Source organism: Piscirickettsia salmonis LF-89 = ATCC VR-1361, assembly GCF_000297215.2.
Taxonomy (GTDB): Bacteria; Pseudomonadota; Gammaproteobacteria; order Piscirickettsiales; family Piscirickettsiaceae; genus Piscirickettsia; species Piscirickettsia salmonis.
This window is the reverse complement of the sequence record NZ_AMFF02000063.1, coordinates 8074-29560: the sequence shown is the minus strand read 5'-3', so window position 1 is coordinate 29560 and position 21487 is coordinate 8074. Positions and strand designations below refer to the sequence as shown.

Below are 21487 nucleotides of genomic sequence, written 5' to 3'. Positions count from 1 at the left end.
TTTTCGCAACAGTGCCTTAAATGTGGCATCGCTTTTGCGAAGCCTGAGCCAATCTGTTGTGCGCCCTGAGTAACGTCTTTAAGCTGATAAAATAAGTTATTTTCTTCCATCAGCGTCTCACCAATTTGAGCGGTACGAATCGCTACGGCTGAATCAATGAGTAGACCTGCACCTGCCGTCGCTCCAGCAATACCATCAACAACCCAACCCATCGGTGTTACAGCAAAAACAGCCATTCCCACGTAAGCCAGTGTCTTTCCTGGATGACCTTCAACATAATGCAGCCCATGCTTTGCACTATCCTCAACCATAGAGAAAAAGCCTTTAGTCTTATCCCACCATGACTCATGAGAACCCTCTTGATCATGTGCCACAGGTGCGATATACCTCGTTCTTGTTGGCCACATACTTTGCTCGGTCGGCAAGACCGTATGATCCGCTAAATCCGTATTAAATGCTAAAGATATCCTCGCCTTGTCTTGAACTTCCCGCCACGGCTGTCCGGTGATTTGCTGCAGCGAGTTTAAAACGTCTCTGATGTGCACAGATTGATTATCCATTATATTCATTCCCTCTATATTTATTTTCTGCAATATATTATCGCATCAAGATAAAAAATATTCACAAAGACACATTGCTTTAGATCTTTAAGCTCCTAAGCTTAATGATAAAAGATGAGAGATATCACAGGTTGATTCCCTCATTTCATCAACATCAGCAAAAACCATTTGACTAAAAAATGGAAGTTGTTTATCCATGACAGATCTAGATCTATTTACTCCCGCTTTATTTTCTTTATCAAATATCCAGCCATCCATTCCCAAAACGAGCGTATTTGATAAAAACCTCATTACAACACAACAAAAGCGCCCCAAGCGTGAACAATCCTCCTGAAGGCCCAAATTAGATAAAAACTCATCCTCATATTCAGCAAGTTTAGTTTTCATATTTTCAATACAGGGACTATCCGACATCACAAAATCAAAAAATGACTGCATAACATTAGTCTTATAAGTAAGGTAATGATCTTCTAAATCTACTAAACCAGTTTGCCCAATGTCACCAAGTGATCTCCCACAAACCAGATCATAGACATCTTCAATTTTACTTTTTACAGTTTCTAAGCACTGGCTATTTTTAGCAAACTGCTCAGGGCTAGCCTGCACTTTTTGGTTAAGATGATATAAATTCTCAGGGCCAAGCAGCTCTTGACTATTTAACCAATTATAATGAGCCATAAGTAAACGGCAATTTCGTTTAAAATCTTCAGGGCCTTGTTGATAAGCAGAGAAAAGCTCACCTCTATCAACTCCTAACAATTGGAACGCTTTTTTATTGTTAAGGTATACAACATCAAAATCAGCGCACGCAAGGTCATCAGAAGAGAGTTCTGTTGCACCTGTTAATGCTGTTGCTTCAACAACTAAAGAACCAACGTCTGATGCCCCGATAATTCTCTCTATCGCATCAACATCTGCAACCTCTCTAAAATCCATAACATATTTACTTCTAATATTTACAAGAGCATTGAGCCCTGGGGGCTGCCCATCATCTGTAGGGTCATATACTCGATCTTCAGGGCTTAACCCTAAGCTTTTGGCACAATAATCCTGCACTAAATCATAACGGCTTTGATGGGATTTTAAACGCTCAAGTTGCAAAACATTTGGTATTGATGATTGAAGTCCATCGATGCCGGTATGGTCCAAAGCAACCTGTTTGACTGTTAGCCTAGTTTCATCTGTATGTTTAGCTATAAGAGAAGTAAACCATAGCAATCCACAACCACCGGCAATGAGAATGGTACAGGCTTTAACATTTTCAGCTAAAGAAGCTTGCTCTGGTGTTACCGTGTATTTATAAGGGAGATCTCCCGGAACAGGATCCACGGCTAAAATTTGCACCGGAATATCACACGTATCAGGGTCTTCGGCTAATTTATTTGCCAGCATATAACAACTGACTCCACCACGACTATGACCTGAAATTGCTATATAAGGCGGCGTACCGTGTTCACGAATGTGCTGTTTTATAAAATCACGAGCATCATCAGTGTTTTGATTCCAATTCTTATTTCCACTTGAACCATCAATGGCTCCAAGCCATGAAGTAATATAATTATCTCCATCTTCATAGTAGTTTCCAGGCCCTTGCCTGAGAAAAATAGGCCCTTTGCTTTCTTCTTCCCATTGCAAGGCGAGAGTAGATATCAGTTCACCTTCACTTTGGTGCCCTAAATTAGTAGAAGTTCCTTGAAAAAAAATACCGATAGGCTTTGGCATAAACTATTCTTAATAAATCATAACATGATAAACATCATTATCATGTTAATTTTATCTTTTAATACTTAGATATAGTCAGGTTTTTTTATTTTTTTGAAAAAAAAATATAAATCAACAGGGATATAACCTAATATTTTATTTATTAGAATGGAATATACAGATAAAACACAGAAAATTATCAAGAAAAACAAATATAACCCTATTACGACTTCAGAGAAAAGTCGATAATTTCAAGTATTGATTCCTATCGACTACTGATCACTATTATCAAGATAAAATCAATAAACATAGCCATAAAAAAGCTAAGACAGTTATAATACCAAAATCAAAGCATACACTTAGTTTAGCATAGAGAATTTACATGAAATCCATCATCGACTCACCCATCGGACCGCTGGCAATTACCACAGACCAAGAGGCACTCACTCAACTTTGCTTTGCAAGCACTACTGAGCTTCAACACGATCAACAATCTCAAACCAACAATCTCAACGAGACTATCATACCCACCCTACATAAACATGTGATATCAGAGCTAGCGCACTATTTTAAACATTCTAACTTAGCTTCAAATCAACGCTTCTCAGTACCCATAAAGCTTGAAGGTACACAATTTCAGCAACGTGTCTGGCAAGCCCTGCAAAACATCCCCGCTGGAGAAACTTTAACCTATGGCGAGCTGGCAAAAAAACTCAATACAGGGCCACGTGCGATTGGTGCCGCATGCAGAACCAATCCAATTCCTGTGATTATTCCATGTCATCGAGTGATCTCTAAACAAGGCATTGGCGGCTTTTATGGCAAAACTTCAGGCACATTTTTAAATATCAAAGCCTGGCTGTTGCAACACGAAGGTGCTTTATAATCTGAGCCACATCAATATATTCAGCCGCTTTTTCAGCAGAAAAAGGCGTTAAATAGGGGATTTTTGCGAGTAACGGCACTGGCAACGATTCGGTCAATGTATCAATATTTTCAGCTAAGTAAGACATCTTCTCATCTAAAATATTCGCCACCCAACCTAAACACGCTATATTCTCATGCCTTAATGCTTTCATGCTGAGCAGAGTATGGTTCAAACAACCTAAACGTAAACCGACGACAAAAATCACCGGCCAGCCTAATACCCGTATAAAATCTAAAAAAGTCTCTTGATGATTCAACGGCTGCATTAAGCCACCTGCGCCTTCTAGAATGACTCCCTCTTTATCTGCAACTAAGCTCGTTTTCATCACTGTGAATAAGCGCTCAACCGATAAGCGCTCACCGAGTTCAGCCGCTGCTAAATGCGGTGAAATCGCCGGCTGATAACATAATGGATTAATATTTTCATAAGGAATCTTGCCTTGTAGCAATGCCTCATAGGCAGCAGCATCTTCATTTTTAAAAATACCATTGACCTCCTGCCCACCTGCAGCAATCAGTTTTAAGGGCTGCACATCAAGGCCATATGAAAGTAATTTATGTACTAAACCCACACCAAAACAGGTTTTACCAACCTCTGTATCAGTGCCTACAATAATCACCCCTGGCATATTTTTTACTACCTTATCTTAATCTTAGTCTTGTCTTGCTTTTCTCTTTCTCTTGTACTGCAATGGCTCTATTTTTTTAAACTTTCTAGCGACACTAAAACTTCTCCGGAATTTAAGCGCTGCTTTTGTTCAGGCACCCAAGCATGGCCATAAATCACCTCAAAAGTCGCAGGCAGTGCACCTTCACTCGTGCGATACTGCTCATAAGCGTGCTTCACACGCTCTAGCGCACCACGGCCCATCAAACCCTGACGTTTATCTCGAGCATGATTATTCGCCCCTATAGTTTTTAAATCACCCATTAAAGCCATAACATCCGTATAGGTCATTTGAATATATTCCATATCCATCACTGGGTCAGCAAAACCTTGTTTTAATAATAAATCACCAACATCATGCATATCGATAAACGCATTGACATGTGGATGATCATCCACCTGACTAAAACTCGCTTTTAGCTCTTTTAACGTATCCGGCCCAAAGGTTGTAAAGGTAAATAAACTCCCAGGCTTTAATACCCGCCATACCTCACTAAACACCTTAGCTAAATCACTCACCCAGTGCAGACAACTGCTACTAGTAATCAAATCCAAACTATCGGCCATAAAAGGTAAGTGCTCTATATCCGCAGCAATCCAGTGATTTTTCTTAAATAGCTTATCCTGACGACGTGCTTGTCTTAACATTTTTTCAGCCAAATCAAGACCGACGACCTGCGCCTTACTAAAACGCGCTTTCATATGCCGCGTCAACACCCCAGTCCCTGCCCCCAAATCAACAATTCTTTCAGGGTTTAAATGCACAAAATCTAAACGTTCATCCAAACGTTTAGCAATTTCCACCTGCAAAATTGCCGCTGCTTGATAACCACAAGCAGCCTGATTAAAGGCACTACACACTTCTTTTTTATTAAACTGTTGTTTTATCATTACTCAATATTCTTATCCAAGCGGCAAGCTCATGTACATGAGTTAATAACGGCAAATGTGCCGCGCCCATAATGACCTGATAATCTAGCCCCGTCGTCTGATAATAGGGTAAGGCCAACGGCGCAATCCTATCATATTCACCATAAAGGTGCAGTTGTGGCTGAATAAAATCGCCTTCCAAAGCTCTAAAATCTGCAGTCGCCAGTATCTCCAGACCAAGATTTAATGTCGCACTTGCAACCTTTTCTGCAACAAAGCGCTTTGCCCAGGCCATAAAATTAGCAGGTTTATAACCACCTTGAATCTGCAAAGCACAAAAGCGCTGTTTTAAGCGTAAAATATTAGCAATTCCAACGTCAGTATCAATATCAGAAAAAACCTGCTGAAATGCCAATAATTGCTGAGGATTTAAACCATTCCAGCCGTTTTCTTTAACGAAATAAGGCGGACTTGCAATTGTGATTAACCCTCGCACCTGCTGCTTTCTTGCCATCATTGTCACTTGCCGTGCAATCAAACCACCTAAGGACCAGCCAATAACCACACTCTCTTTTAGGCCCTGTTGTATCATCATGGTTAATACATACTCAGCAATTTGCTGAATATTCCCCGCCCCTTGATCTGCGATCTGAGCATAGCCCGGCAAATCAATTGTACAAATAGTAAATTCATTGCTTAAATGCTGACACACCCCCTGCCAAACCCAAGACGAGGCACCCCAACCATGAATTAACACCAGGTTTTTCTTAGCCATATTTTAAGCCATAAATATAAATTAACTAGATTAAAGCGCTTGCTCTTGTAAATATGCTAAAGCCTCAACAAAACGCTGAATATCTGCCTTGCAATGCGCTGCTGTCACAGTAATACGCAAACGTGAAGCTCCCTGTGCTACTGAAGGTGGCCGCATAGCAGCAACCCAGAACCCTTGTTCTTTTAGCGCCTGTTGCCACTGTAATGCACGCTGCTCTGTCTTTAAAATAATCACCTGAATCGGTGACAAGGAGCCTTCTTCATAAACGACACCTTGTTTTTTGCATAATGCAAGAAAGTAGTCAATGTTTGTTTGTAAGCGCTCACGCAATTCATCACCTTCTCTTGAGCGAATCAGTGCCAAACTCGCGCGTGCTGCAGCAGCCCACGCGGGTGGTTGTGCTGTCGTATAAATCGCACTGCGTGAAAACTGTGTTAAATATTCAATTAAGCAACAAGAACCTGCAGCAATCCCACCCATCACGCCAAACGCCTTACCTAGTCCTGCCGTCATCAGGCCATTTTCTGGTAATTGAGACAAACAAGTACTCAATCCGCGACCTTGCTCACCGAAAATACCCAGGCTATGGGTTTCATCCAATAATGCATTCACCTGATAGCGCTCTATCAACCCAAGTAATTCAGCCATAGGGACCTGATGGCCATCCATACTAAATAACGCCTCACTGACCACCCATAAGCTCCGTTTCGTTGAAGTCCCTGCTAAGTTTTTAGCGACTGGATCTTCATTGCAACTTTTATCAAGCTGGTGAAACATATCTCGCACTGTTAGCTTTTTAAGTAAGCGCGTCAGATCTTGCATATTATTATGAGCAAAACGCCGAATATGAGCATGGGCCTGTAAGCTACCATCTAACAATGATGCATGATTCTCTCGATCGTGAATCACTGGAGCTTCAGAGGACAGTAGCGCTGTTAGTGTGCCAATATTCGCCATATATCCAGAAGAGTAAAGCAAGACGGCATCAACCTGTAACCATTCAGCCAGCTCTTTTTGTAATGCCTCATGCTCCGGATGAAACCCTGTGACTTGTGCTGATGAGCCACTGCCGACCCCATAGTGATTAATCGCCTGCACTGCAGCCTGCTTTAAGGCATGATGCTGACTTAAACCAAGATAATCATTGCTGGCAAAATTAACATAACACTCACCAGCTACTTGGCAGCGGCCATACTCACCTTGCTGCATACTATAACGAATACGCATACGCTGCTTTTCTTGATGAGCCATTAATTGTGATTCAAGCTTGGCGAATAAGGCCATTATGCTGACTCTAATTGCTTTTTATTAATACCCAACTTGTCAAAAAGTGCATAATCCTGCTCATAATGACGTGATGGCACCGTCAGTAATTTTTCTCCAGAATGAATCGAATTTGCACCGGCAAAAAAAACAAGACTGTGCATCTCATCGTTCATCAAATGTCGCCCAGCGGTTAAGCGTACCACTGATTTAGGCATTAAAATACGTGCAACGGCGACAGTACGCACCACCTCAAACGAGTCAATAATTTCGCGATTTTCTAAGGGAGTACCTTTAATAGGGATTAATACATTAATGGGCACGCTTTTAGGTTGTTCAGGCAAGCTTGCTAATTCTATCAATAAACTTTCACGGTCATGGCGCCCTTCACCTAAACCGACAATGCCACCACTACACACATTAATTCCAGCATTGCGCACATGGGCAATCGTCTCTAAACGATCATCAAAAGTCCGTGTTTTAATAATTTCAGGATAATACTCACGTGATGTGTCTAAATTATGATTATAATAATCTAAACCCGCCTCTTTAAGCTTATCGGCTTGCTCTTTTGATAGCATCCCTAAGGTCACACACGCTTCCATGCCCATGTCTTTAACCTCTTTGACCATATCAATCACCGCATCCAATTGCTTTTCTGGTGGACAGCGCCAACCCGCTCCCATACAAAATCGTGTTGCACCTGCCGCTTTAGCTTTTTGTGCTTCTGCTTTTACTTTATCAAGTGACACTAACTTTTCACGTTCAAGACTTGTTTTATAATGGCCACTCTGTGCACAATATTTACAATCCTCAGGACAAGCCCCTGTTTTAATACTAAGCAAGGTACTGACCTGAACTTCGTTTGGATTAAAACATTGGCGATGGACCGTATGTGCACGGAACAGCAAGTCATTCAATGGCAAATTAAACAAGTCAGCAACTTCACTTTGCTGCCAATCATGACGAATCGCAGAATTCATAAAACACCCCAAATTTTATTCAAACTGCCAGGTAGACTAAAGCATGCGCACCTATAGTCAACTTTTATATATTAAAAAGGTTTACAATAAAATTGTAAAGAGTGCAGCCGCAACTAAGGCAACACACTTTTTATTTCCTTACCATTGTGTATTTTGCCAAGCGCATACAGAAAACCACGATATCTGTCCATATTGCCTGGATGATTTGCCCTGGATTCAAGCAGCCTGTGCACGCTGTGCACACCCCTTACCCGCCCATCAGGATTATTGCGGCAACTGCATCAGCACACCACCCCCCTTTCACTACTCGCATAGCCTGCTCGAATTTAACTGGCAAGCACAATTTCTTATTTATCAGCTTAAGTATCAAAAAAACCCAGCCTATGCCAAACTGTTAGCCCAGCTTTTTATCTACCGCATAAAAATCACTCATTTACCTGATGCTCTCCTTGCCGTGCCTTTACATCAGGGCCGCTTAAAACAACGTGGCTTTAATCAAAGTCAACTCATTACCAATCAACTAGCCAAGCACTATCAGATTCCAATCATCCAGCCAATTAAACGCATAAAAAATACACAATCACAAACGGGTCTAAATAAAAAACAACGGGAAAATAACTTGAAAAATGCCTTTCAAATCACTCAAACAATCAGTAAAAATTTAAGCCACCTTGCCATTATCGATGATGTTTTAACCACTGGTGCGACCATCTCAGAATTAAGCCAATTATTAATTCACCACACAGGCATCGAAAAAATCAGTGTATGGACCTTAGCAAGAACCTGCAAATCTTAGCTTTTAAACGATGACGATGACGATGACTATAACTATGAAAAGACGAAAAACTACATTATTTATAATGAAGTTTCTGCAGAATTAGCAACAGTACCCTCTCGAGCTTGAGGCGTCCTATCTTCTAGCTCCATATCACAAAATTGGCGACATTGGTATAATCCAGCGCGATAAGATTCATGCCGAAGCACCGTAAGCGTCGCTACCTCGGTAGGTATTTTGCACATCCAATGATGCAAAATCGCCGAGCAAAACGCGACGACTATAAACCCTCCATGGCTCGCAGCGTATGACTGGTCTTTGTATAGATGGAATAACTTTATAAAATTCACCTGGGTCTATTCCTAGATCAAGGCCATCCTTAGCAATAAGAGCCGATAATTTATCTTCAATCATTTTTAAGCTATTTTTCCCAGTTGCTGTCTTGCCATAATGATTCGAATATTGCCTCATCCAGGATCGCTGGCGCCAAATATCATGATATTCACTGAACGGATTAGTCTTACCCTCTAAAATAGCATGGTACAACATGAGTAGGCTTGTTTGGCTCCGCGTATTCTCAATAACACCAAATATAGCTTGCTTATAACTTGCTACCGCAAAACTTGGCCTGTTTTTATCCCGCCATTGAGTAAGCCATAAAGGTACTTGGTGACCTTCATCTCTTTCCTTCATGCTATTTAAATAGCAATCAACCACATTCCAGAGCGTCTCAATATGATGGTTCATACCACGCCCTTTCACTAAAGCAGGCGCGGCATGCAATGCACGTTCAAACTCTTCTTGTGATAAGCACATTTGACCTTTCATTGACCGCATCAGATTGTAATATGCCGATGCAATACCAGCACGATCAATGCCATCTTTACAGGTCATATTAAAAGAGTTCGGCTGTAATGTTTCAATAATATACTGACTAAGATCAGACTTTAAAAAATGAAAATATAGTGCATGGCGCTCTCTTTTACTTAACTGTGATTTCCCTTCAAAGCCTAAGGTTTTAATACTCTTTTCAAGCAACTCAGTTAGCTTTTTATATTCATCGCTGTCTTTACCTTGCTCTTTAAATAAGGAGCCCGTATAGAGCAAATGTTTCACAAACTCACTGATATAAAAATCTTTACCATTTTTAAGCGCAATTGATAATATCGATTCCTTGATATTTTCCATCGCCACCAGCTCTGTACTCTTTAGGCTATATGTAGATAACATACCATCACTGGCTGGCAAGGTAATCACAGCAATATGTGGATAATTCTCGCGCCCAAACTCTTCTAGCTTTAAAGTTAGCACCCTTTCTTTTTCACCCTGCTTAATTAAATTCCATGTATAATCTCGACGATCCTTGCCAAGGTTATTAATATATAAATGACTGATTTTATTTTTAACCGGCTTCGATGCTTGCACTTCACACCAAGCAGCAAAAAGTGGACTGACTCGAGCACAACCCTCTTTTCTTTGGCCTTGTGTACCAAGTCGTAACTCAATCGGCTGAGCTATCTGTTGACCTGCCTGTTGGTAAGAGTATTTGCGAACTGAAGGGATACTAGTGACATGCATCGGCTTAAAGTTCGCCGCCATCATCGCATAAAACCGACCTTCTTTTGATCCTGCATGCGTCGGTGTTGTACGGTTAATTCTCAGCGCTGGAGTCAAAGCATGAGTAATAGCACTGGCAAGCTCACTGGGTCGATGACATCCGCGCACAATAGGCGCAATTACCCTTCCTGTGTGCTCAAGCACTTGACTTTCATTAAAGTAAATAGAGTCAATTAATTCCTTAAACCCGATATCAGCAGGCAACCTGCCAGAGTTTTTACTGCTATAATCTTCGATATAGTCTTCTAATTCTTGTAAAAAATCAGTATAAAGATCACCATAGCAAAAAGAGTGATCATACTTAGCATGTTTTGCTATTTCAGTAACACCTGCCACAGCAGGAAAACTCTCTGAATCTCTTACCATATAATCAGGAATGTTAACTTGGCTTAAATAATCATAACTATTTTCATTATGCAACCGATCACTGTTATACGGCATATCACACTCCAGGATACATAACCTATGGATTTATAATCCTATAATATATTTATACCTCCTCTTAAACAGTAAATAAACTATCAATTTTTATTAATTTAAATTAAAAATAAAATAAATTTATAAAATAAACTTACAAAATAAAGTCAGTTAAGATAAATAAGCAGATAACATCCACAGTTGTTTTTCTTGCTCGGTAATATAACCACTGACAAGTGCAACCGTTCCTTCATCATCACTGTCTGCTGCACATGTCAAAAGCTCACGCTGTAGCCGAATCACCACCCCATAGCCTTCAATAATACTACGTACACACATTTTTCCATCAGTGATATTAATCGCTTCTTTAACTTCTGTTTGTCCTAAGTAAATGCTATACGCATGAGCGGGTGATTCGCCTAATGTCAGTATACGCTCGGCAATTTCATCAACCTTTGTCAATAAATTATTGTAAATCTCTTCAAACTTTGCATGGAGCTCAAAAAACTGTGGGCCTTGCACATTCCAGTGAAAGCCACGTGTATTCATATAAAACAACTGATAATTCGCTAATAATTTATTTAACTTTTCAGAAATTTTCTTACTTTTTTCCTTATCCAAGCCAATCATATTTTCCGTCATATTCTCTCCCTGTGTTCCCTTATGATATTACCCTAAATACTATTTTTAAAGCAGCAATAACAATGTCAACACAATAACAGGCCCCAAGACTACACCAATCGCTCGCCACAATGGCACATTATAACCAAGCTTAGTAGCAACCCAATGGGCCAATAGCCCTGAAACAACCGCACTTATAATAGCAACAGGTAACACACGCTTGCCCCTTTGTAATTTTACTCGCTTCTCACTATTCATTATCTGTCCATAATGATAGTACTCTGCTCTTTCAGCAACTGCAATCACGCATATCATTAATTGAAATTAACGCCGAAAAATTTCTCGAGAGAGAATAAATACCAAACCTAACACCTGTAATAACAACGCTATCTTTTCCCAACGAGCTCGACTCATTTGCAGGTCAACAATGCTCTCTTCTAACTTAATGAGCTGCACATAACGGCTATTGATAAACTCTAAGTTAACCGCTCTATAGCTAGCTAAGGCTTTTTTTAAGACATGATGATATTGTCCTAATGTAACCAATGGCTGGTCCTTATCACTCGTCTGAAAACGTAGATCTTCGATCAATTGCTGTAAGTAGGCTTTTACGCCCACATTTGCTCGCTGCGCTTCTGCAAGCAAAATCACTAATTCAGATAACTGAGCGCGTTGCGTACGTGCCTGACTATTTAACCATTCTTGTTCGATAAGGTAATTGATCTCTATCACCTGACCACGCTGTTGAACCAATTGCTGGTCAAGGTGAACCACAACCAACTGTTCTAACAACAAAGACATCAACGTCATTGCCAAACCCAGTAAAATCAACCATCGTGTATAATAGCGAGCATTATAAATCCTGGGCTTAATCACCTGAGGTACACATCAATCATTTTCATTATCCGTTAAATAAAGCATAGTCACTAAACAGAGACTTGGCAGCGTTTGCAATAGCCTCTAAACTAAACCAAATTTACAAACGGGGCCTTTCATGCAACACGACTTTAAAAACGCTCATATTCTCATTATTGGTGATGTTATGCTTGATCGCTATTGGTCAGGCCAAACCTCAAGAATCTCCCCTGAAGCACCTGTTCCTGTTGTGCGCATCAGTGATTTTGAAGAACGCGCGGGCGGTTCAGGCAACGTCGCACTCAATGTTACCGCACTCGGTGCACATGCTTCCCTGATTGCACTCACCGGTCAAGATGACAATGCACGCAGCCTCGAGCGCTTGCTCACAGCCAAAGGCGTCAACTGCTTCTTTCAAAAAGTCAGTGCGCCAACAATTACTAAGCTGCGGGTCTTAAGTCAACATCAACAACTGATTCGCCTGGATTTTGAAGATGAATTCCATGGTATGCCCACAAATGAAGCCCTCACTAACTTTGATAGTGAACTTGCCAATTGCAATGCTGTTATCTTCTCAGACTATGGCAAAGGCACACTTGCTGATATTCAGACCCTCATTAAAAAAGCCAAAAAAGCCAACAAACCAATCTTAATCGACCCTAAAGGCACAGACTTTGATCGCTACCAACACGCAACGGTCATTACCCCGAACTTTAAAGAGTTTGTCGCTGTAGTGGGTCCAATCAATTCAAATGAAGAGCTGGTCGAAAAAGCCACCACGTTGATTCAACGCTTAGATATAGAAGCCTTACTCATTACCCGTGGTGAATCGGGTATGAGCCTGATTAAAAAGCAGGGCCGTGCCATTCATATTCCAACACGTGCCCAAGAAGTCTTTGATGTCACAGGTGCTGGCGATACGGTTATCGCTTCACTGGGTTTAGCGCTTGCTACCGGTTATGACTTACGTACCGGCATGAATATCGCTAATGCCGCAGCAGGCATTGTCGTTGGCAAGCTGGGTACATCAACCGTCACCGTCGCAGAGCTCGAATGCGCCCTGCAAGATCGCAGCATTCCACCACTATTAACCGGCATCGTCAGTGAAGATGAACTGCTTGCTGCCGTTAAACTCTCTCAAAGCCAAGGAGAGAGCATCGTCATGACCAACGGCTGCTTTGATATTTTGCATGCAGGGCATATTGATTACTTGCAAAAAGCACGCGCCAAGGGTGATCGCCTGATTATCGCCATCAATGACGACGCATCGATACAGCGCTTAAAAGGTCCGTCTCGACCCATCGTGCCTCTTGCTCAACGCCTTCAACTTCTTAATGCACTGCAATGTGTCGATTGGGTGGTTCCTTTTAGTGAAGATACCCCTGAACGCTTAATTAGCACCGTTTTGCCGGATATCCTTATCAAAGGCAGTGACTACCAGGTCCACGAAATTGCTGGCAGCCAACAAGTACTAGCCAACGGTGGTGATGTCCTCACCCTCGACCTTGTTCCCGGCTGTTCTACCTCTGCAATTGTGAAAAAAATTCAAGAGCAAGCCAATTAACACATTAATTAACACAAAAGTTTAGTATTAAGTAATAAGCATGACCCTGACGTTCTAGCTGCGGTCATGCACTTTTCTCATCAACTGCACGCCCAAATAGCTGTGGCTCTATCTCTAATTGTACAGCAAATTTTTCCCACACATCCTCTTGTACGCGCTTAGCCAAAGCCATCACCTCATGTCCTAAGGCACCACCATGATTGACAAGCACCAGCGCTTGCTTCTCATACATACCAACACGACCCAAGGCTTTACCTCGCCAGCCAGCTCGCTCTATTAGCCATGCAGCAGGAAGCTTCACCTGACCAATGACACCTGCTGCAAAATGAGGCAAATCACCATATAAGGCCTTTAATTTTTTAAATAATGCTTTATTAATACAAGGGTTTTTAAAAAAGCTCCCAACATTCGGCAAATAGTCAAGATCAGGCAATTTAGCACGTCTGAGCTCGCACACACGCTGACGAATATTATCAGCAATAAGCGCTTGATCCGCCATAGCCACACTTAAGGCCTGATACTGCAGTTGCGGCCGCCAAGCCCGTGGTAGCTTAAGCTTTAACACTATTTTTAAAATAATATAACGCCCAGGTTTATCTTTGAAAATGCTATGACGATAAGCAAAGCAACAATCATGACTATCAAGATAACAAAAACGTTGATGCTGACGATCCCAAGCGGTTAACGTAAAAAAATAATCTTTTAATTCAGCTCCATAAGCACCAATATTTTGTACCGGCGCCGCCCCCACCGTACCTGGAATCAGCGACAGATTTTCAAGACCAGGATAACCTTTACTCAAGGTATCTTCGATCAGCGCATCCCAAACCACACCTGCATCCGCATGAACATATACTGCATCATCGCTGATATAATAATCAACTCTAGTTAAGTTTAAATAAATCACCACCCCTGGATAATCATCTAAAAAAACAACATTGCTACCACGACCTAAAACCAACCAAGGCAAAGTATTTAATTGATAATCCTGACTTAATTTCTCAAGTTCATCGATCGAATCAATCCTAATAAAGTACTTCGCCAACACTGGCAAAGCCAATGAGTTATATGCTTTTAGAGAGAAATTTTTAAGAATATTCACACAAAATTCCACATCCTAATTTTATTTAAGATTAACACCCCTATCATAAATTAAAGCAGTAAAGAACAACAGCGGGCCAAAACGAACTAAATTTATAACTCACTAAATACTCGCTTATAACTACACCAACTATAGAACTCACTTGAAAGCTAAATTTAAAAACTAAATTTAATAACTATTTAAGAACTATTATTAAGTATAAGGCTGTCTTAATAATCACCCCATACACTTAGAGCGAACATTTTTAGTTATTAATCTATGATACAGAAGTTAGTTATATGTCAGTTAGTCAGCCAATATGGGCGATTCAAACGTCAACGTTCAGAGTGCAATCTTCTCTTTATTCTATAAAAAATAAAGCAAATCAGCGGCGCATTTATAATCAAGAGCAAATTCCCAGCATTGGCCCCTATCACATTACTCTTACTGGCGAAGAGCTATTACAATATGATCTTGCCGTACTCTACAGCATTATTCATAAAGGTCAGCAAACTAATCCTACAGCCAACAAAATTAACATCAGTATTACTGAAATCCTCCAAGTGCTCCAATCTTCAGATGGCTCATCACAACGCAAAGCAATTCATCGATCTATCGAACGCAATGCTCAAATGCAAATTTACCTACAAAGCGCTCATAAAAATTATCAATTTAACCAAATTGAATTTTTTGATTTTAATAAAATCACTAAAAACTATAGCATTACTCTAGCTAAAGAACACTTTGAGTTAGAAAAAGCACACCCCTGCCAAATCAATTTATTCACTCGTAATGCACTTGCCCAAGGCTTAACCAGTTGGTTATACGGCTTCATTATCAGCTCAAAAGAACAGGCCCTGCAACTTTCTATGGACCAATTGCGCATATTATGCGGTGCTGAAATTAAAAATCATTACGCCTTTAAAGGCTGCGTTGCCCGCTCAATAGAAACCCTACAAAAAATAAACCTTATAGAAGCCAATTGGTCAATTAACCAGCAAAATATATTACAACTAACACGAAAGCAGCCGACCAACTCCATACAAAATATGCCCTCACGCCTTATTAATCTAACGTGAGTTCGATATAACTCACGTTAACTATATAACTATATACATTCAGTCAAATTAATTTAAACAGTGGCAGGAGTCCAGACAACACCAACGGAATATAAAATAAGGCAATCAGTGTGCTTAATACAACAACCATTGCAGCTTTATCAGGAATAATACGAAAACGAATTGCAAGTGCGACAGTATTCGCAGCCAACGGCACCAGTGACATTAGTAATAAAATATGCTCACTATGTATCGACAATAAATGCAATACATGGCGATTTAGCACAACAATCACTCCAGCACTGACTGGCCAAAATATAAATTTTGCAAATAATAATATACTGACTAATTTAACATCAAAGCTCGATCGACCGATATGTGCCATACCAAATCCAACCATCAGCATTCCCAATACACTATAAGCGCCAATAAATAAGTCAGCAACATGGCCAATACTCGCAGCTAAGGGAATCTGCAACCCATTGCATAATATACCGGCAGCAAATGTATAAATCGCTGGCATTTTGAGCATCACCCACAGACTATCCATGACACCATAATGTCCGCGCGCCATTAAAAACACGCCTATTGTTATCTCAAACAATAAAAAGCCAAAATTACCGACAACAGCAAGTCCTAAAGCGCTCACGCCAAACACTGCAGTAACGACAGGTAATCCAAAATAGCCACTATTTGCACAACCAGCGGCAAGAGCCACCAAATTACGGCGGGTATCCTGCCAAAAGGCACTCGCAATAAAATAAAACAGCATAGATGATGTTACGCATAGAAAGAAAATCACAAAAGGCAGCGCCAAATTACCAAAGCTTAAGTGCACACGATAAGTCCCTATAAACATCACCACTGGATTAACGATATAAATTAATAAATTCGCAATGCTTTCTTTGGTAATATCCAGGCGTTTAGCAGCAACAAAGCCTAGAATAATAATCAAATATAAAGGGATTATTTTAGCTATTAATAAAATAAAAATAATGACTCTCCCCTAAAAAATAACCATATATTTAACAGCCTCCGGCAACATCAATAAAGCTGCCACTGCTATACGATGCCTGCTCAGAAAGCAGCCAAAAAATAGCATTTGCGACTTCTTCTACCGTACCACCACGCTGCATCGGCAACTGTGCTTTTAACCTATCTACACGATCAGGGTCACCAGAGCTGGCGTGCAGCTGTGTATAGATAAACCCAGGACGCACTGCATTGACACGAATGCCTAAAGTAGCAACTTCTTTTGCTAAACCTACCGTCATCGTATCAATCGCCCCTTTCGATGCCGCATAATCAACATACTCATGTGCCGAACCCAAACGCGCGGCGGCTGAAGAAACATTCACAATTGCGCCTCCATTACCACCATGAGCTGTTGACATACGCTTCACCGCCTCGCGTGCGCATAAAAAATAACTTGTCACATTCGTGGTTAACATACGATTAATTCGTGCTGCTGTCATTTTTTCAACGGGCATCGCCTGATCTAAAACTCCAGCATTATTCACCAGCGCCTTTAATTCACCTAATCGCTCATCAACTTCAGTAAATAAACGCACAACATCTTCCTCAACACTCACATCCGCCTGCACAGCAATCGCTTCTTGACCCAGCTTTTTAATTGCATGAACAATCGCTAAAGCCGCCGGCTTATTCTGCAAGTAATTAACACATACCTGATAACCGGCAGCAGCAGCTTTTAACGCCGTGGCCGCTCCAATTCCTTGGCTACTGCCTGTAATAATCACTACTTTTTTCATGTTCTTTTTCTCTCAATCCTAATATTATCTTTAATATTATCCCTATATCATCTTTGCTATTGTAAATGGCTTCTAGCTTGCTCTACAAATTTATACACAGACCAGACTTTGTAACACCTAAAGCACTTATAGTGCTAGTGCTCATTTAAATTTAGGTATTTCCAAACCTTGCTAGGACGTGTTAGTTTGAATGCACAAAATAAAACAACAGAATATTCATAATTACAATTTTAAGGAGTCACTTATTTATGGAAACCATCTTGAACTGGCAAGGTTTTCAAGCGGAAGCCAAAGGAACCGGTATCTCCAAACCCTTAAGTGAAAACATCTCACTACTTGGCTCTTTACTTGGCCATGCTATTAAAGAAAAAGCCAGTACAGAGTTACTCGATGAAGCTGAAACACTCAGACAACTGTGTCGAGATGCCGGAACAAGTACTGATTTTAATCAGTACAAAGCCGCTATAGAAAAAATTCAGCGCTTAAGCACCGATGAGCATAAATGGCTATTAAAAACCTACACATTATTCTTTCATCTGGTCAATGAGGCTGAAAAGCAGGAAATTATCCGTATTAACCGTGAACGCGCCATTAATGCAACAGCTCAAACACCGCGAGTTGAGTCCATTGCTGATGCTATTTACCAACTCAAAGAAAAAAATTACTCGCTCGATGAAGTATTAAATTTACTTAACCAACTTGATATTCAACCGACGTTAACAGCACATCCAACTGAAGCACGTCGCCAAGCGGTATTAAAAAAACAAGCCATCATTGCCAAGCTCCTTGGCTCACTACAAAAAAACCAATTAACACCTGAAGAATATGATCATATCATTCATCAACTCTATGAAAATATTAATTTATTATTATTTACAGATAATGTACGTCGTGAAAAAATTACCGTACTGGATGAAGTTCAAAATGGCCTGTATTTTCTTACTACCAGCATTTGGGACACCTTACCTAAGCTTTATCATGATTTAAATTATGCGCTTAGAACCTATTACCAATATCAAGCCAAAACATTACCGAGTTTCATGCGCTACCGCTCTTGGATCGGTGGTGATCAGGACGGCAACCCCTTTGTTACTCCTGAAATTATTCAAGAAACCTTGAAAAAACATACAACACATGCGATACAGCGCTATTTAACCAGCTTAAAATCACTGTGGCACCAACTGAGCATTTCCAGTCGCCAAGTTGCCACCCCACAACAGCTGATTGATTCAATCGACAAAGATGCCAGCGTCATCGACCTTACTGACAACCGCTTACCCAGCTTTAAATATGAACATTATCGCCTTAAAATCAGCTATGTGATGGCACGCTTAAACGCTAAACTGCATTGCTTAAAAGAAGGCAGCCATGACGCCTGTGATTTAAGCACGCTTGGCTATACCACACATTTTTTCTTGCAAGATCTTTATCTATTACGTGATTGCTTAAAAGATAGTGGCTTTAATAGCCTCGCGCAAAATAGCCCACTGGCCGATATCATTACTCAAGCTGAAACCTTTGGTTTTCACTTAGCTTCTCTAGATGTACGTCAACACAGCCAGGTTCATGAACTTGCCGTCGGTGAAATTTTTAACAAAGCTAATATCTGTGAAAACTATCGCACCCTTAAAGAGAACGACAAGGTCAATCATCTACTTAAAGAACTTGCAAACCCACGCCCATTACTCCCACATGGTGCCGAGTTATCGGATCAGGCTCGATCCACCCTAGCGACCTTTCATGCTATCGCAAACATTACCCAATATGAACCAGAGGCCATTGGCAGTTATGTCATCAGCATGACTCATCAACTCAGTGATGTATTAGAAGTCCTCTTATTGGCGAAAGAAACCGGCTTATGGCATTACCAAAATGGCAAAGTGGAATCAACATTAGATATTTCACCATTATTTGAAACTGTTGAAGATCTCGCCCATGCTGATCATGTCATGGAATCACTGTTTTCTGCGCCGTTATATCAAGCGCATCTTGCTGCACGAGATCATTTACAAGAAGTGATGCTCGGTTATTCGGACAGTAATAAAGATGGCGGTTACTGGATGGCCAATTGGTCTTTACACAAAGCTCAAATTAACCTTGGGCAGATTTTCAAAAAGTATGGTGTAAAACTACGCTTTTTCCATGGCCGTGGTGGCTCAGTCGGGCGCGGTGGTGGCGGTCAAGTTCATAAGGCCATTTTAAGTCAGCCCAAAGAGGCACACTCTGGAAAAATACGCTTTACTGAACAAGGAGAAGTCATTTCGTTTCGTTACGGCATTAAAGCCTTAACTCACCGTCATTTAGAGCAAGTTATCCACGCAACATTACTTGGCATGACCGGCTACCAATGTGATCACCATTGTTTAGATTATAGCCAGGATGAAAAAGCCTTTCAGCTCATGGAGCAAATGTCACAACAATCAATGCAAGCCTATCGTAATTTAATCGATGATCCATCCTTCTGGGACTGGTTTATTCATATCACCCCACTTGAACATATTAGCCGCTTACCCATCGCCTCACGCCCTGTCTCACGCAAATCCGCCACAGAAGTTGACTTCGATGGACTTAGAGCGATCCCTTGGGTTTTCTCCTGGACCCAAACGCGTTATAACATTCCAGGTTGGTATGGCCTGGGGCAAGGTCTGCACACTATTTTAAAAAACAACGATAATTTATCATACCTTCAAGAACTTTATCGCTGCTGGCCATTTTTCCAATCCGCTTTGGATAATGCTCAGCGAGAAATGGCGCGTGCTCACTTAGAAATTGCCTCTTACTATGCCGAGTTTCATCCAGAGCAATTCCATGAGCAAATCAAATCTGACTATCAAACTGCCTATGAAGCGGTCAAACTCATTACTGAACAAACTGAATTGCTTGATAGTCAAAGCGTCTTACAAAAATCAATTCAGCTACGCAACCCATATACCGATGTGCTTAATTTATTGCAACTCTCATTGTTACAGCAGCTTAAAAAAGCCCCCTCCGCAGAACTAAATGAGCTGATTTTAATCAGTATTAACGGCGTTGCTGCAGCCATGCAAAATACTGGATAATTTCAAGCATTCATAAATAAGAAGAGCATTTAATTATTTTAGCTGCTCTTCTTAATATTTTCATGAATTTCTCCATTTTTTAAAAATAAAAAACATGACATTAATATCAACATATTATTAACAATAAACACTTTAAATAAATACAACCCTTGCATCATTTATTTATTTTAAATAAAATAGTTATTTTACTTAATTCAGTGATTTTCTATGGATTTATCACTATAATAGCAAGTAATTAGAATATTAATTTACTTTAACAAGGAAAACTCAGTGAAGCTAACATTCAAATCATTACCAGCAATAACACAGCCACAATCCATTGTTTTCTCTGATTTTGATAGCACCTATTTCAATCATCTAGCAACAGCACAAGATTTAACTAGAATAAAAGAGTTTGAACATTTTTTATTTAATTTATGCCAAAAAGAAAATATTTTATTTGGGCTAATTTCAGGCTCTCCTAAGCAATATATCATTGATCACCTAATCAATAAACACTATACAATACTGCCCCACTTTATTGCCTCTTCTTATGGCAGTGAAATCCACTACTATAATCATAGTGAGTTGCAGTTAGATACTGAGTGGGATCAACAGTTCCTAAGCCATCAACAAATTGAAAATAACCTAAGCCAATTTATCAGTCAACTGAAAACTGAAGGCTTGGCACTCACTCATCAGGGCACTTGGCAACAAACACATTATAAAAGAAGCTTTTTCTTACCACAAAAAAACCACTCCGAACAACAACTATTAAAAATGCTGAATAAATACTGCCAGCATTATGGCACTGTTGCGAAAAATTATAGTGAGCTTCAGAAAGGTTATTTTCTTGTGTTAGCTACCTTAGAATTAAGCAGCTAATCCAAATAATTTATCAATGAGCTGATTTTGGGCACAGATATTCTGTTTTTTAATATAA

General features: G+C 40.3%; 20 protein-coding genes. 6 read left to right on the top strand and 14 right to left on the bottom strand.

Annotated features, from left to right (window positions below):
• The coding region (locus C200_RS06630) for a hypothetical protein (RefSeq protein WP_033923714.1) at nt 1-560 on the bottom strand (560 nt) is incomplete at its 3' end.
• 87 nt (nt 561-647) lie between these two features.
• Entirely contained in the window at nt 648-2282 is a 1635-nt protein-coding gene (locus C200_RS06625; RefSeq protein WP_016211047.1) for a hypothetical protein, read from the bottom strand.
• A gap of 361 nt (nt 2283-2643) precedes the next feature.
• On the opposite strand from C200_RS06625, the gene C200_RS06620 reads away from it, so the two are divergent.
• Nucleotides 2644-3147, top strand: a complete 504-nt coding sequence (locus tag C200_RS06620; RefSeq protein WP_016211051.1) for a methylated-DNA--[protein]-cysteine S-methyltransferase — start codon at nt 2644-2646, stop codon at nt 3145-3147.
• Here the strand turns inward: C200_RS06620 and bioD are convergent.
• From bioD to bioB, 5 genes are all read right to left on the bottom strand, one after another.
• Nucleotides 3110-3817: a dethiobiotin synthase gene (bioD, locus tag C200_RS06615; protein ID WP_016211050.1), complete on the bottom strand. Its 708-nt coding sequence runs from the start codon at nt 3815-3817 to the stop codon at nt 3110-3112. The two genes, C200_RS06620 and bioD, sit on opposite strands and share 38 nt — an antisense overlap.
• 68 nt (nt 3818-3885) lie before the next feature.
• Entirely contained in the window at nt 3886-4746 is an 861-nt protein-coding gene (gene bioC, locus C200_RS06610; RefSeq protein ID WP_016211044.1) for a malonyl-ACP O-methyltransferase BioC, read from the bottom strand.
• Complete coding sequence (locus C200_RS06605; RefSeq protein ID WP_016211045.1) at nt 4727-5500, bottom strand: alpha/beta fold hydrolase; 774 nt, start codon at nt 5498-5500, stop codon at nt 4727-4729. Before C200_RS06605 ends, bioC begins: the two co-directional genes overlap by 20 nt.
• A 30-nt stretch (nt 5501-5530) precedes the next feature.
• Nucleotides 5531-6784, bottom strand: coding sequence for an aminotransferase class I/II-fold pyridoxal phosphate-dependent enzyme (locus C200_RS06600; RefSeq protein WP_016211052.1), 1254 nt, complete (start codon nt 6782-6784; stop codon nt 5531-5533).
• The gene (gene bioB, locus C200_RS06595; RefSeq protein ID WP_016211049.1) at nt 6784-7746 is read right to left on the bottom strand and encodes a biotin synthase BioB; all 963 of its coding nucleotides are present in this window, start codon (nt 7744-7746) and stop codon (nt 6784-6786) included. Before bioB ends, C200_RS06600 begins: the two co-directional genes overlap by 1 nt.
• A gap of 43 nt (nt 7747-7789) precedes the next feature.
• Between bioB and C200_RS06590 the strand changes: the two genes are divergently transcribed.
• Nucleotides 7790-8542, top strand: coding sequence for a ComF family protein (locus tag C200_RS06590; protein WP_016211056.1), 753 nt, complete (start codon nt 7790-7792; stop codon nt 8540-8542).
• A gap of 174 nt (nt 8543-8716) precedes the next feature.
• Here C200_RS06590 and C200_RS06585 read toward each other — a convergent pair whose 3' ends face one another.
• The 4 genes from C200_RS06585 to C200_RS06570 all read right to left on the bottom strand — a co-directional run bounded on the left by C200_RS06585 (nt 8717) and on the right by C200_RS06570 (nt 11986).
• Nucleotides 8717-10579, bottom strand: a complete 1863-nt coding sequence (locus C200_RS06585) for a hypothetical protein (RefSeq protein WP_248782669.1) — start codon at nt 10577-10579, stop codon at nt 8717-8719.
• 147 nt (nt 10580-10726) lie between these two features.
• The gene (locus tag C200_RS06580) at nt 10727-11197 is read right to left on the bottom strand and encodes a Dps family protein (protein WP_016210615.1); all 471 of its coding nucleotides are present in this window, start codon (nt 11195-11197) and stop codon (nt 10727-10729) included.
• 45 nt (nt 11198-11242) lie between these two features.
• Entirely contained in the window at nt 11243-11434 is a 192-nt protein-coding gene (locus C200_RS06575) for a hypothetical protein (RefSeq protein ID WP_230383301.1), read from the bottom strand.
• Nucleotides 11435-11500: 66 nt separating this feature from the next.
• On the bottom strand, nt 11501-11986 hold the full coding sequence (locus C200_RS06570; RefSeq protein WP_230384813.1) for a hypothetical protein: 486 nt from the start codon (nt 11984-11986) through the stop codon (nt 11501-11503).
• Between the two features lie 184 nt (nt 11987-12170).
• On the opposite strand from C200_RS06570, the gene hldE reads away from it, so the two are divergent.
• Nucleotides 12171-13595 (top strand): bifunctional D-glycero-beta-D-manno-heptose-7-phosphate kinase/D-glycero-beta-D-manno-heptose 1-phosphate adenylyltransferase HldE, encoded by a 1425-nt coding sequence (gene hldE / locus C200_RS06565; protein WP_016210617.1) that lies wholly within the window; start codon nt 12171-12173, stop codon nt 13593-13595.
• A gap of 64 nt (nt 13596-13659) precedes the next feature.
• On the opposite strand, the gene murB is transcribed toward hldE, so the two are convergent.
• A complete protein-coding gene (gene murB / locus C200_RS06560) occupies nt 13660-14697 on the bottom strand; it encodes a UDP-N-acetylmuramate dehydrogenase (RefSeq protein ID WP_032126482.1) in 1038 nt (345 codons plus the stop codon).
• A 278-nt stretch (nt 14698-14975) separates the two neighbouring features.
• On the opposite strand from murB, the gene C200_RS06555 reads away from it, so the two are divergent.
• A complete protein-coding gene (locus C200_RS06555; RefSeq protein WP_051307334.1) occupies nt 14976-15755 on the top strand; it encodes a hypothetical protein in 780 nt (259 codons plus the stop codon).
• Between the two features lie 43 nt (nt 15756-15798).
• Here C200_RS06555 and C200_RS06550 read toward each other — a convergent pair whose 3' ends face one another.
• Together C200_RS06550 and C200_RS06545 are read right to left on the bottom strand one after the other, a co-directional pair.
• Nucleotides 15799-16689: an AEC family transporter gene (locus C200_RS06550; protein WP_016210613.1), complete on the bottom strand. Its 891-nt coding sequence runs from the start codon at nt 16687-16689 to the stop codon at nt 15799-15801.
• Nucleotides 16690-16759: 70 nt separating this feature from the next.
• Complete coding sequence (locus C200_RS06545) at nt 16760-17506, bottom strand: SDR family oxidoreductase (protein WP_016210625.1); 747 nt, start codon at nt 17504-17506, stop codon at nt 16760-16762.
• Nucleotides 17507-17754: 248 nt separating this feature from the next.
• Here C200_RS06545 and ppc point away from each other — a divergent pair, with 248 nt between their 5' ends.
• Together ppc and C200_RS06535 are read left to right on the top strand one after the other, a co-directional pair.
• Nucleotides 17755-20565: a phosphoenolpyruvate carboxylase gene (ppc, locus tag C200_RS06540; protein ID WP_016210616.1), complete on the top strand. Its 2811-nt coding sequence runs from the start codon at nt 17755-17757 to the stop codon at nt 20563-20565.
• Between the two features lie 270 nt (nt 20566-20835).
• Nucleotides 20836-21429, top strand: a complete 594-nt coding sequence (locus tag C200_RS06535; RefSeq protein ID WP_016210614.1) for an HAD family hydrolase — start codon at nt 20836-20838, stop codon at nt 21427-21429.
• Nucleotides 21430-21487: the final 58 nt, after the last annotated feature.